Source organism: uncultured Proteiniphilum sp. (assembly GCF_937873925.1).
Classification (GTDB): Bacteria; Bacteroidota; Bacteroidia; order Bacteroidales; family Dysgonomonadaceae; genus Proteiniphilum.
In genome coordinates, this window is sequence record NZ_CALNAT010000223.1 from 94,877 (window position 1) to 108,492 (window position 13,616).

At 46.9% G+C, this 13,616-nt stretch carries 11 protein-coding genes and 2 pseudogenes; 3 read left to right on the forward strand and 10 right to left on the reverse strand.

Annotated elements, in window-relative coordinates; genetic code table 11:
- Window positions 1-23: 23 nt before the first annotated feature.
- A complete protein-coding gene (locus Q0502_RS15205; protein WP_298652510.1) occupies window positions 24-1,238 on the reverse strand; it encodes a cofactor-independent phosphoglycerate mutase in 1,215 nt (404 codons plus the stop codon).
- Between the two features lie 88 nt (window positions 1,239-1,326).
- On the reverse strand, window positions 1,327-3,771 hold the full coding sequence (gene thrA / locus Q0502_RS15210; protein ID WP_298652513.1) for a bifunctional aspartate kinase/homoserine dehydrogenase I: 2,445 nt from the start codon (window positions 3,769-3,771) through the stop codon (window positions 1,327-1,329).
- Window positions 3,772-4,188: 417 nt separating this feature from the next.
- Here thrA and Q0502_RS15215 point away from each other — a divergent pair, with 417 nt between their 5' ends.
- The 3 genes and pseudogenes from Q0502_RS15215 to Q0502_RS15230 all read left to right on the forward strand — a co-directional run bounded on the left by Q0502_RS15215 (window position 4,189) and on the right by Q0502_RS15230 (window position 8,349).
- Window positions 4,189-5,736 carry a family 43 glycosylhydrolase gene (locus tag Q0502_RS15215; protein WP_298652515.1) on the forward strand — a complete coding sequence of 516 codons (1,548 nt, stop codon included), beginning with the start codon at window positions 4,189-4,191 and terminating at the stop codon, window positions 5,734-5,736.
- Between the two features lie 183 nt (window positions 5,737-5,919).
- A pseudogene (locus Q0502_RS15220) lies at window positions 5,920-7,559 on the forward strand (glycoside hydrolase domain-containing protein).
- A 10-nt stretch (window positions 7,560-7,569) separates the two neighbouring features.
- The gene (locus Q0502_RS15230) at window positions 7,570-8,349 is read left to right on the forward strand and encodes a glycoside hydrolase family 16 protein (protein ID WP_298652522.1); all 780 of its coding nucleotides are present in this window, start codon (window positions 7,570-7,572) and stop codon (window positions 8,347-8,349) included.
- Window positions 8,350-8,352: 3 nt separating this feature from the next.
- On the opposite strand, the gene Q0502_RS15235 is transcribed toward Q0502_RS15230, so the two are convergent.
- From Q0502_RS15235 to Q0502_RS15265, 8 genes and pseudogenes are all read right to left on the reverse strand, one after another.
- Window positions 8,353-9,264, reverse strand: a complete 912-nt coding sequence (locus Q0502_RS15235) for an ecotin family protein (RefSeq protein WP_298652525.1) — start codon at window positions 9,262-9,264, stop codon at window positions 8,353-8,355.
- 167 nt (window positions 9,265-9,431) lie between these two features.
- Entirely contained in the window at window positions 9,432-10,415 is a 984-nt protein-coding gene (locus tag Q0502_RS15240) for a glycoside hydrolase family 43 protein (protein ID WP_298652527.1), read from the reverse strand.
- 442 nt (window positions 10,416-10,857) lie between these two features.
- The gene (locus Q0502_RS15245) at window positions 10,858-11,079 is read right to left on the reverse strand and encodes a hypothetical protein (protein ID WP_298652530.1); all 222 of its coding nucleotides are present in this window, start codon (window positions 11,077-11,079) and stop codon (window positions 10,858-10,860) included.
- A 9-nt stretch (window positions 11,080-11,088) separates the two neighbouring features.
- Window positions 11,089-11,763 (reverse strand): glycosyltransferase, encoded by a 675-nt coding sequence (locus tag Q0502_RS15250; RefSeq protein WP_298652533.1) that lies wholly within the window; start codon window positions 11,761-11,763, stop codon window positions 11,089-11,091.
- A complete protein-coding gene (locus Q0502_RS15255; protein ID WP_298652536.1) occupies window positions 11,760-12,422 on the reverse strand; it encodes a hypothetical protein in 663 nt (220 codons plus the stop codon). The genes Q0502_RS15250 and Q0502_RS15255 overlap by 4 nt, the downstream gene beginning before the upstream one ends.
- A gap of 23 nt (window positions 12,423-12,445) precedes the next feature.
- Window positions 12,446-12,814 (reverse strand): DUF5675 family protein, encoded by a 369-nt coding sequence (locus Q0502_RS19075; RefSeq protein ID WP_366521810.1) that lies wholly within the window; start codon window positions 12,812-12,814, stop codon window positions 12,446-12,448.
- Window positions 12,810-12,965 (reverse strand): annotated as a pseudogene (locus tag Q0502_RS15260) (NAD(P)-binding protein); the annotation flags it as partial. The gene Q0502_RS19075 and the pseudogene Q0502_RS15260, both read right to left, overlap by 5 nt.
- Window positions 12,966-13,110: 145 nt before the next feature.
- The coding region (locus tag Q0502_RS15265) for an ATP-binding cassette domain-containing protein (protein ID WP_298652539.1) at window positions 13,111-13,616 on the reverse strand (506 nt) is incomplete at its 5' end.

Below are 13,616 nucleotides of genomic sequence, written 5' to 3' on the forward strand. Positions count from 1 at the left end.
GTGTAGAATCAAGAACAAACCACCTAACCACCTTTCTCAAAAATTGCTTTCATAAATTGATCGCCATAAAGGAGCCCGTAACTCCCTTCTCTCGCGGCAAATTCATCATACACCTGTACGCTGTCAGGCTTGATATCCCTGTGATAGATAAGGAATGGAATAGCCTCGCGTGTATGCGTCCGTATGGCGCAGGGGGTGGGGTGATCGGGCAGGATAGCGATAGTGACCGGTTCGTCCCATTGCGCGGTCTCTTCATAGATAGTCTTTACAATACGCGCATCCAGATACTCGATAGTCTTCACCTTTAACGGCACATCTCCTTCATGTCCCGCTTCGTCGCTGGCTTCTATATGCAGATATACAAAATCTTTTTCCTTCAGCGCTGTGAGGGCAGCCTGCGCTTTCCCTTCATAATTGGTGTCGTAAAGACCGGTGGCCCCCTCTACCATGATCACTTCCAGTCCGGCATAGACACCGATCCCCCTGATCAGGTCTACCGCTGAGATCACGGCGCCGCTTTTGACCGGGAACATCTCATTGAGGGGTTTCATTCTGGGTCGGAAACCGGGCGACCAGGGCCAGATACTATTAGCCGGGGCTTTTCCTTCCGCTATCCTTTTTTTGTTGACAGGATGATCATCCAGTATCTCCTGCGACGCCAGGATCAGCCTGTTCAAGGCTTCCGCGGTCGGTTTTGCTTCTTCTCTGCCGGGTTGGATGAGGTGTGGACGGAAGGGTTGTTCCGGAATATCGTGGGGCGGGGTGCACCGGAGTTGTTTATCCCCACCTTTCATTTTTAGCAGATGTCGGTAGGAGACACCCGGATGAAAGCTGAAGATATCGTTTCCCAGCTTGTTGTCAAGGAATCGGATCAGTTCGGCCGCTTCGGGAGTAGAGATATGTCCCGCCGAATGGTTTTTCAGCAGATCCCCTTCCAGGCAGACCAGATTGCAGCGCATCGCCATCTCTCCCGGCAGGATATCCACGCCCATACTGGCCGCTTCCAGCACGCCGCGCCCCTCATATACGGCAGGGACGTCGTATCCCATGACCGAGAGGTTGGCGATCTCGCTTCCCGGTGCGAATCCTTCGGGAACAGTGTGTAGCAATCCATTCCTGCCTTTTCGTGCCAGCAGATCCATATAGGGTGTGGCGGCCGCCTGTAGGGTGGTTCTGTTTCCCAATGCGGCAACGGGTTCATCGGCCATGCCGTCGCCAAGGATGATAATGTACTTCATTTTATTTTCAATAAAATAGATATTTTCTCGCCATGACAGAAGATAAGTAAACTTACCTTCTGTTTATTTGGCTTATCGAAAATATTCATTACCTGATATTTGCAATTGAGATGATATCCGAAAATACGCCTGCCGCCGTTACGCCGGCTCCGGCGCCATATCCTTTGATCACCATGGGGTATTCGTTGTAACGCTCAGTGGTGATCATGATGATATTGTTGCTACCTTCCAGGTCGTAGAAAGGATGCCCCTGTTCCACTTCCCGCAGACCTACTTCACACTTGCCGTTGTCATACGACCCTACGAACCGGAGCCGTTTCCCTTCTTTCGCCAGTTCTTGCCGGCGGGCTTCGAATGATGCGTCCATCTCGGGGATGGTTTGCCAGAACGCTGCAAGCGAACCGTCAAAATATTTCTGGGGTACGAAGAGATTTTTCTTTACATCCGACTGATTTACGCAGGCCCCCGCTTCGCGGGAGAGAATCACCAGCTTCCGCGTGACATCCAGTCCGCTCAGGTCTATCCGTGGGTCAGGTTCGGCGAACTTAGCCTCCACTGCCATTTGAATGGCCTTACTGAAGGGAATCTTTTCACTGAGCGTATTAAAGATAAAATTCAACGTACCGGAGAGTACCGCTTCCAGCTTTACGATCTTATCGCCGGAATTGGTCAGTGAATTCATTGTGTTGATAATGGGAAGCCCTGCTCCCACATTCGTTTCGAACAGGAATTTCACTCCTGCTTTGCGGGCGGTTTCTTTCAGGTGGCGATAGCTGTCGTAATCGGACGAAGCGGCTATCTTATTGGCGGTGACCACCGAAATATTCTTCGCCATCAGTTCGCCGTATAGCTTCGCGATGTCGGGACTTGCCGTGCAATCGACAAATACGGAGTTGAAGATGTTCATTTTAAGGATCTCATCCCGGATCCGTTCGGGTGAGCTCTGCACACCGTTTGTCATCAGGTTATCGAAATATCCGTCCAACGGGATTCCTTGGCGGGTGAACAGCGCCTTGCGTCCGTTGGCAATACCTACTATATTGATCCTTAGCTTGTTCTGTTCCTTGAGTGTGCTTTGCTGCCGTCTGATCTGCTCCAGCAGGTTGCCGCCCACCGTACCGGTGCCGACGATAAAGAGGTTTAATTCCTGATAAGGTGACAGGAAGAAGGAGTCGTGGATGACGTTAAGGGATTTTTTGAGATCGGATTTGGCGATTACGCAGGAGATATTGGTCTCACCTGCTCCCTGGGCCAACGCCACAATGCTGATACCGTTGCGTCCCAAAGCGCCGAAGAATTTTCCGGCAATGCCGGGTACATGCTTCATGTTCTGCCCGACGATGGCGATGGTCGCCAGGTCATATTCCACTATGATATCGTTGATGCTTCCCATCCCGATCTCATGGGCAAACTCTTTCCTGAGTACTTTCTGTGAAAGGGATGCATCCTGTGAACGCACTCCGATGGAGGTGCTGTTCTCCGATGAGGCCTGTGAAACGATAAAGACGCTGATGCCGTTATCGGCCAGCGCGGAAAAGATACGTTTATTCACGCCGATCACACCTACCATGCCTAGTCCCTGGATGGTGATCAACGCAGTGTCGTTGATCGATGAGATCCCCTTGATAATCTTGCCGTTCCGCGTGGGCTGGATATTTCGAATAAGCGTACCTTCCGCTTCGGGACGGAATGTGTTTTTGACATATATGGGGATATTCTTGTGATAAACAGGGAAGATGGTGGGAGGATAGATCACCTTCGCCCCGAAATTGGTCAGTTCAATGGCTTCGGTGAATGACAACTCCTCAATGACATACGCCGAATTGATGATCTTCGGATCGGCCGTCATAAATCCGTCTACGTCTGTCCATATCTCCAGCAGGGAGGCATCCATCGCTGCCGCGATGATCGCGGCCGTATAGTCCGACCCTCCCCGTCCCAGATTGGTGATATCATTATTGTCGTTGCTCGACGATATAAATCCGGGGACGACGGCTATATGAGGCGGCGGCATTTCGGAGAATGTTTTACGTATCAGTTCGTTCGATCGTGCCAGGTCGGGAATATGATTATGGAATTGTTTATCGGTCTTGATGAATTTCGTGGCGTCATACAGTTGTGACCTGTCGACCACCTTGCTGATGATCAGCGAAGAAAGGCGCTCGCCGTAGCTGACGATCTTGTCGGAGGTCTTCTGTGACAGGTCACCGATAAGGAATACCCCCTGAAGGATATTACGCAACTCCTCGAACAATTGCTGTGTTTTTTGTTTTATCTCCTCCTTATCGATCGGAGAAGTCACCATCTTTTCGATCAGCTTCTCATGCCGGCCGATTATTTCGTCGATCAGCGGTTTATAACCGGGATTCCCGTTCAATGCGAAATCCGCGGCCAGTAGCAGGCGGTCTGTTACGCCGGCCAGCGCCGAAACCACCATAATGACAGGCTCTCTTTCTTTTTCTATGATCTCCTTAACTTGTTGTAAGCTCTCGGGATCCCCTACGGATGTCCCTCCGAATTTCATCACTTTCATACGATGAAGGCTGATTTTACCGTAATACTAAACGGTGTATAGTTGTTAAAAATGTTGATTTGACGTGATGTCCGGCCGATTCGCCGGGCAAGCAGTGTTTGCTTACGGATGTGAAAATTTGCATAACCCCCTAAGGGGTCATGGCTATTGTAGTGGGAGTATAGGCGTATGTTGAATACAATTTCTGCATTGCAATGCATGTGAATTTGCTGCAAAGATAGCGGAATAATTGATAAAATGAAACGAAAATGCAGAAAAGAAAAAAAATAATTATTCCGGCTCTTTTCCATTCATCCGGGATGTAAGAAATTTTTTGCTGTGGAAATAATGCTTATTTTTGCCTGTTGTAATCTCAGACCCCGGCAGGATGATCTTATCCCTCGGATATATTTAAATGCCGGCAGAAAAATAGTTCCTATGAAGCAAGCAATCCTTTTCGTCATTTTCTTCCTCGTCGCATTCAATTCAATCTCTCAGGAGAGATCCTTTTTTGAAAACCCCGTTATTCGGGGGGATATGGCCGATCCTTCCATTATCAGGGTGGGAAATGTCTATTATGCAACCGCTACATCGTCCGAATGGGCTCCTTTTTACCCGGTATTTACATCGACAGATATGATCAACTGGGAACAAACGGGACATATTTTCGACGGCAAGCCGGAATGGACTTCCCATTCGTTCTGGGCTCCGGAGTTGTTTTATCACAATAATACAATGTACTGTTACTATACTGCCCGGAGAAAATCGGACAATATCTCCTATATCGGGGTCGCCTCGTCCGAAGGGACCTCCCTCCTGTTCAAGGATCACGGGCCTATTGTGGAACTGGGTACCGAAGCCATCGATGCATTTGTGTTTGATGACGACGGACAGCTATACCTGACCTGGAAGGCATACGGCCTCGACCGGCGTCCCATAGAACTGCTGGCTAGCCGGCTGTCGGATGACGGGTTGCGGTTGGAGGGAGAACCGTTTTCATTGTTAAAGGATGATGAGGGGATCGGCCTGGAAGGACAGTATCATTTCAGACAGGGGGATTATTATTATATCCTCTATTCCGCGAAGAGCTGTTGCGGTCCTTCGAGCGATTATGACGTGCGGGTTGCCCGCGCCGGACATTTCAGAGGACCCTATGAAAAATATGAAGAAAACCCCATTCTTTCCGGAGGTGAGGGGGATTATATTTCCTGCGGACACGGCACGGCGGTGGTCACCCCCGAAGGGCGGGTATTCTATTTGAGCCACGGATACCAGAAGGGTGACGCATTCTTCTTAGGACGGCAACCCATTCTGCATGAGTTGGAGACAACTGATGACGGTTGGGTTAGGTTTACAACCGGGAAGCAGGCCGTGAACAGGCAGCCTGCAACGTTTGTGAATACTGGGCAGAAAGAGGTGACCGATTTCGAGGATGATTTTTCCGGTAAAGCGCTGAAAGTGGACTGGACATGGAATTATCCTTATGCGGATATGGATGCGGCGCTGAACAACGGAAAACTGATATTGACCGGGAGGCCGGCAGCCGGAAATAAGTACGGAACAGCCCTTTGTCTGCGCCCGCAGACAACGCATTATACCTATAAGACAAAGATCAGTAATGTTAATGAGAGCTTCAAAGGGTTGACCATGTACGGGGATGATAAGAATCTGGTCGCTATCGGAATCACGGGCGACCGTATCGAGGTGAGATCGGTGAGAGAGGGCGCCGGATCGGTTCTTTTTCAGACTGTTTTCGATAAAGGAAACCCTTATTTTAAGATCGATGTGGAGAGGGGATGTTTCCTTTCCTTCTTTTACAGTGAAGACGGGAAATCCTGGATCCCCGTGAACGATACTCCCTTGGACGGAGCCTTCCTGGTGCGATGGGACAGGGTGGCCCGCCCCGGCCTGATCCATATCGGAGAAGCCGAAGCGCCTGCGGTGATCGATTACTTTCTGTTGAAGAACGGGAACAATCGGCGTTAGCAGCATTCATCTTTTTTATCTTTGTATGTTCTTTCTGAAAAACAATTAATTATTTTATTGATAATGAATATTTCCTCAACCCTTTTCCGATTAATACTGTGTATACTGATAGGATTGCCGGTTTTAGGCCTTAACGCATGCGAAGGCAAACGACCGAAAAAAGAGTGTCTCACTTTCAAAGAGATGCAGGACCCGACAAACGACACGTTGTCCAACTGGTCGGGTGTGGCCGCGGGCTTACAGGCTTCGTTTATTTCGATTGACGATAAACTGTCGAAATCGGTAGCGCCCCAGGTATCTCTCAATAAGAGCGTAACGGTTACCGGCTGGAAGGGAGAAAAAGTGTCGGCCCAACTGCTTTTATGGTCTGCCGGGGATATTAATCAGGTGGAGTGTGAATTCAGTGATTTTAAGGCGCCAGGGAGTAAACTGCCGGCATCCGTCGCGCAGGCCCGGTTTGTCTGTTACGTGATGACCGATGAGTTCGGTCCCGGTTGCGGCCACCGCAAACCGGAAGATTTTCCGGCATCGCTGGCGCCGGACATGCTGGACAATGTGGAGTGTTTTGATATGGAAGCCAAAACTACACGGCCGGTGTGGCTCACATTCAACATCCCTTCCGATGCCGTTGCCGGGAACTATAAAGGCAAACTGAAAGTGTATGCCGAAAATCAATCCGTGCAGAGTTTTGAAATTGAACTGGATGTGGTGGATCAGGTGCTGCCCGAACCGTCGGAGTGGCTCTATCACCTCGATCTGTGGCAGCACCCCTCGGCCGTGGCACGGGTGCACAATCTGGAAGTGTGGAGCGACGCCCATTTCGAGCAGATGAAACCGTTAATGAAAATGCTGGCCGATGCGGGACAGAAAGTGATCACCGCTACCTTGAACAAGGATCCGTGGAACAATCAATGTTACGACGCGTATGCCGATATGATCGTCTGGACGAAAAACAAAGACCGGAGCTGGACTTTCGACTATACCGCTTTCGACAGATGGGTGCAGTTTATGATGGATCTGGGCATCGACAGGATGATCAACTGTTACTCGTTGCTCACCTGGAATAATCAACTGAATTATAACGATGAGGAGAAAGGGGAAGTAGTTACCGTAGAACTGAAAGCCCAATCGAAAGAATACGCGGAGTTATGGAGCGTGTTCCTGGAAGATTTTACCCGGCACCTCCAAGGCAAAGGGTGGCTGGAAAAAACGAATATAGCCATGGATGAACGGGCCCCGGCCGATATGCATGCCGCCTTGAAGGTATTGGAAAATGCCGCTCCCGAATTGGGCGTCTCCCTGGCGGATAATCATAAAAGCTACAAGGAGTACCCGTGGATAAAGGATATTTGTGTGGGAGCCGGTAATAAGGTAACCAAAGAAGAGATCGCTGCGCGAAGAGCCAAAGGGTTGATCACCACCTATTATGTGTGCTGTGGTGATAAATTCCCCAATACATTTACCTTCTCCGCACCGGCAGAATCGGTCTATGCCGCGTGGCATGCGACGGATTCCTGCGTTGGTCTTATAACTCGTGGGTTGAAAATCCGCTGACCGATTCGCGTTTCAGGACATGGCCGGCAGGCGATACTTATATGGTTTACCCCGATGCGCGAAGTTCTATCCGCTTCGAACGGATGGTGGAAGGGATCCAGGATGCAGAGAAGATCCGTGCGTTGCGTAAAAAGTATACGGAGGACAATACACCCGAATCCCTGGCTAAACTGAAGCAACTGGAAGAGGCGATCGAATATTTCAATACGAGGGAGCCTTTCGCCGACTGGCAGGATAGACTGAATGATGCCAAGAAATTATTGAATTGAAACAAAAATCATGAGAAAGAAGGTACTTTTTTTTATCTCTTTGGTTTCCACGCTCTTTCTTCTCTATTCCTGCAATGGAGAGAAGAAAGAGTGGCGGTTGGTCTGGGAAGAGAATTTCGACTATGAAAATCTTTCCGGGGCCGAAGTATTGTGGTCTAAAATTCCGAGAGGGAGCTCCGATTGGAATAAATTCATGACGGATAATGACTCCTGCTTTGCTTTCCGGAACGGCAATCTTGTACTGAGAGGAATTCCGAATACCCTACAGCCCGACGATACGGCAAAAGTGCTCACCGGAGGTGTCTGGACAAAAGGAAAAAAGGCTTTCAGCAATGGAAGGATGGAATTCCGGGCTAAATTCGAAGAGGCGCAAGGTGCGTGGCCTGCTATCTGGATGATGCCGGAAGGAAGGGCATGGCCTCAGGGTGGTGAGATAGACGTGGTAGAGCACCTGAATTTTGATTCTATTGCCTATCAGACTATCCATACACCCTTTACACTGGCCGGGAAAGAAGGGCCACAGCGCTCTGCCACGCACCCTATCCACCGGAATGATTACAATATCTATGCGGTGGAGCTTTATCCGGACAGCCTGCGTTTCTTCATTAACGATGAACTCACTTTCTGTTATCCCAGGGTGGAAGAACTCGGAGAGGAGCAGTTTCCTTTTAAGGACGATTTCTATATCCTGATCAGTAATCAGGTAGGTGGAAGCTGGGTCGGTAAATACGATATGGAACAGCTTCCCATGGATATATACATAGACTGGATCCGCTTCTATCAACAGTAGGTATTACTTCAGTTCCCCCGCTTCCCAGATTCGGTATTGTACGGAAAAATTGCCTTTTTTGGGAACAAACACCACTACCGGCAGGCGGCTGTTATAATCCATCAGGTGGGTGGCGCCGGTCATAAATTCGGTCCGACGGGTATTATCGGGACAGGCCATCCGCGTAGAACGGATATTCCCGTCCGAGTCGAAAACCAGGTAACTGTAACCCCACCCCTCGATATTTTTCTCGACGAATGTACCCATCAATCCGTGCAGATTACAGTCTACCTCCGTGGTAACGCCGGGAATGATTTCCACTTTATGTTCTTTCTGCGAATTTTTTATTTCGGGTAAGAACAAGATATAGCGGTCGTATCCTTCCTGTGATTCGGGATATGCTTTCAGCGCACCGGTAGCTTCCGTTTCAAGGGTGTAATTGAGGTCTTTGCCCATTGCATAAGAAGGCGAGGAGTTCCAGTGGCGGTATTTTATCTCTATCCCTTCCGGAGCATATACTACCGGTGGAATTGCATCCTTGCTGTCGATAAAAATACTTTTTCCCCGCACGAATTCCGTACGTTTGATGTTATCGGGGCAAGCCATCAATGTGGAGACCGCTTCCCCGTTCGACTCAAAAACATAGTAACGGTTACCGTCACTGAGTTCCCTGTTTTCAAATTCACCCATCAATGAGTGGTGGTTGCAATCCACTTCCATCTTTTTACCGGGAATAATCTCTATTTTTACCGGCTGGTCAGCGGATCCTTTTTCCGGGATTGCAACGGATAATAACGTATGTGCCTGGTATCCGTCCAACGTGTGTGTCGGTGTTCCATTGTTCATTGATCCTGTTTTTTTACTTCCGCAAGCAGCGGAAAAGAATGTGATCAACAATAGGACGGCGAGTTGTTGTTTTATAAAAGTAACTTTCATAATGATATTAATATTTGTGTGTATGGAAAGTCGATGTCATTCATTATGCGAAAAAACCTCCTATCAATGCTATTTTAGGTGTTTTATCAACTTTTGTTACTCTCTGAACAAATAATAAGGCAAAAGGTTTAACGGAGCTTAAAAACCAAAATACCGGCCCCGGAAGATCAGAGCGGATCGGCTGCTACTCCCTCGAAAGTCATCTCTACCGGCTTGATATACCCGTTTTCATCAAACTCCATTTTGTCAATGCAGGTCACCCGATGGTCGCGATGAATATTAGGCTCTGGTCGGCGGTGGTATACGATATACCAGTCGTCACTTTTAGGGTTATGGATTATTGAGTGGTGCCCTGCGCCTGTCGCTATTTCAGGATCCTGCTCCAGAATGGTACCGATCCGTTCAAAGGGTCCTAACGGATGATCGGCTATGGCATAAGCTGCCTTGTAATTGGGACCACCCCAACCGCCTTCCGACCACATAAAATAGTATTTACCGTCCTTTTTGAACATAAAGGGTCCCTCTACATAATCCTGAGGAGTTACCTCTTTATAGAGCTCTCCGTCGGGGAACGGTCTGATTCCTGTAAAATCATTATTGAGCAGTACCACGTTGCAATGTCTCCAGCCACCGTAAAACATATAGTAGGTGCTGTCGTTTTCTTTGTAAACGAACTGGTCGATCGGTTGCGCACCATTCACGATCTTATTGATGAGGGGCTTACCGAGCAGATCCTTATAGGGGCCTTCCGGCCTATCGCTTACCGCTACGCCGATCCCGCCTATTTCGCTCTCATCCTGGATATCATTTGCCGCGAAAAAGAAATAATATTTCCCCTCTTTTTCGATTACCCCCGGAGCCCACATGGCTTTATTTGCCCATTTCACCTCTGCTGAGTCAAGAATATTTTCATGTTTTGTCCAGTTCACCAGATCGGGTGAAGAGAAGCAATCGAAAAAGACCTGGTTCTCATACAGGTCGGAATAAGTGGGGAATATCCAGTACAGATCATCATATACAATCCCTTCGGGATCGGCATACCACCCCTCAGATATCGGGTTTCCGGAATATTGGACCGGGTTATTGTTTTTTTTACTCACACATGCGGATAATAATAGGGCTCCCGCCAGTATTAAAAGGATTCTCTTCATTTTGGTCTTCAATAATCGATTTTATATATACTTGTATAAGGGTTTTACCTGGTGAATTATTTGCAGAAAAATCTATCCGCTACTTATGTAATTTACCGAAAACAGCCTATCTTTGTTATGGCGGGAAAGGACGGTTGCCGGTAAACAAAAAGCAAAAATATGAATAATTGTCGTAATCCTTCCTCTGTTTACAGATTAAAATTTATTTATAGTTATAAAAGGGCTCTTCACTAACTCTCTGTGGCTTTATTGAATTTATGCCTGCATCTGCCTAGAAACCAGATTGTAATATTGTCCCTTCTTCTCCGTTAATATTTCATGGATTCAAAATCTTCTTTCTCCCCATTCTCCAAAAAAATAATGAATTGCATAAGCTTCATCAATACACTTTTCTAAATCTGTATTGATTTGTCCGATACGGAACTGATTCGCTTGTATTACATTAAAGGGAGTAGTTCACAGGGTTCTTGTCCATAAGTTGCCTGTGGCTTGTTTGGATCAACTCGAATGCATAGTCGCAGTAGGAGTTATCATTCGAGTATGAAGAGTAATGACAAAGGAAGACCGCTATGCCGGCTTTGCCCTGGTATAAGCCGGGAAAGTATGGCAAAGGTTGCTCTCCATTTACAAAATATTCAGCTAATTGTTTGATTATATTGTTCATTGGGAGATATTAACTCTTGATTTTTGATTCATACAAAGGTTCGCTCAAATTGATGAACCCATTGCGATAGAGTCCGTTTATAAGTTCATAAAGAAAGAAGAAGTAACGGCGATTGGAAAAAACAGAAAAATCCGCCAGCTTTTTAAGAACAGGCATAAGACGGTTCTCCAATTTGTCTCGCATATCCGCATCCATAACCCTTGAGATAAAGAATTCGGCATGTTCCTGAAAAATTACCTCCGCGGCTTTTTGCGATTCAATACGGGTTACCCTACTGGTTTGCTTGTCTGACGTACGGTACCATATGAGTACCTCTGGAAGATTGACAACTTTCCCTATTTGTAAAACATCAGACCAGTACTTTATATCCGCATTAAAAGAGTAACCTCGTTTATAACGTAAAGAATAGCGGTCAATAACCTCTTTTCGCAGAAATCCGCAGGGGTTACATATATATCTGCGCTTTCTTGCCAACATCTCCAAAATAATTTCTTCATATCCAGGCACACTCATCAATAAGTTTGATGATACGCCGAACTCTTTCATGCTTCCTCCACAGGCCGCAATGTCAGGATGAGATTCCATATAATCATACTGTATCTGTAACCGTTTTGGTGTCATCACGTCATCATGGTCGAATAACGCCACATACTTGCCCTTCGCCTTATCGAATCCTTCATTCATTGTTGTTTATAAGATTTGAGATGGACAAAATCAAAGTCGGAAAATTCCATCTCTTTCCATGCATACTCAAAGCCGACATCCATAATTTTGGTGGCGGTAGGGCTGATTTCAATCAGTATTTTCCTCAACCTGGCATGTTCCTGCTCATACTCGTGTGCTGCTTCCAGAGAAGACCAGTAAAATTGCCAGAAACGCAACTGGTAGCCTTTCCTATGTTTTGAAAGCCTCGCAACCATTACTTTGGGATTCTTTAATGTTGCCTTGCGGATAAGATTTTGCAGAAAGGCGGGGTTGTCGGCATCCCATTTACCGCCTATGGACAAAGTAATCAGCTTGTCATAGAACAAGGTGTCCGGAATCACGCCAAGTAAACTTCTGAATGCCTCCATATGCTTGATGCCCCAATATGAATACATTATGTTATCATATTCATATGCCATCCTATCGCCTGGAACAAACTGGTACATCATTTGAAACTCCATCCATGTGGTTGGATAAAGCTCAAAGAATGCAATCTGCTTTTCCTTTGATTGAGGATTTAATATAAGTTCCCGATAAGCATTATTAAGTTTGCAGGTGTCAATGGGGAAATACTGGGGAAATACCTGATATTGGAATATTATCCAAAGTGAAAGTGAAAGAAAAAGAAATCGTTTCATACATCAAATTAGTTATTTGTTGGTCAACGGTATCCTACAATATTGATTTGAATACCACCACCACCATATTGTTCCAGTATTGAATCTAAAGCATTGAATGTTGTTTTCGATCCGTAAACAGAATAATCTCCGTTAGTCATTTGGTAACTATTTCCTGGTATAAAACAACCACTAGTGTTAGTATGGTCCGTTCCCGAATGTATTTTTATGGCTGATCTGCCCTCCACATCGGTAATTTCCCATTTGTAATTTCCTCCGTATGTCGCTTGGACATCGTATGACCCGCATGGTATTGCCGTGTCACTTCCTTCAGTGGTTGGCAATAAAGGATTCGTTGCAGGTTGAAGCATATATCCTGATAATAGGATAGGAGGACGTTGAATCACCACCATTTACGATGACACTATACAGATTGCCGCCTAAATGCTTCCTCTTTTCCACAACAAGACACTTCTTTCCCTCTTTGGCGGCTTCATTGGCGAAGACAGCATTGAATAATCCTGCTCCGACAAGTAAAAAATCATATGAGGCTGTCCTGCTCACCGTAACAATGGGTTAAAATGTATTCAATCGCTTAGATATTTTTTAATTGACGCTATGTTGCAAAAATATTTAACTCGCTATATTACAAAGAAAAAGCTTTTCTTTATATTTGCCTGATATTTCATGTAATTTAACTTTGAATAAATTATGGCTGCATCTGCGTAGAAACCAAATTGTAATACTGTCCTTTCTTCTCCATCAATGTTTCATGGTTGCCGATTTCCACCACAAATCCCTTGTCCCGCACCACGATCTGGTCGGCATTGCGGATAGTGCTCAACCTGTGAGCTACTACGATCACCGTCCGGTCTTTAAAGGCACCGTTGAGCGCATCCACGATCCTGCGTTCATTGATCACGTCCAGCGAATTGGTGGCCTCGTCCAGGAACAGCAGTTTCGGGTTCCGATAAAGCGCCCGGGCGATAAGCAGCCGCTGTTTCTGTCCGCCGCTCAACCCCCGCCCGTTTTCACCGATCACCGTCTCGAAACCTTTCGGCATCTCGTTGATCTCCGATTCTATCTGTGCTATGCGGCATACTTCCCGCAGTTTGTCATAGTCGATATGCTCATCATCCAGCACGATATTATTCAGGACGGTATCGTTGAATGTCTTCCCGTCCTGCATCACCACCCCGCACATCTCACGCCATT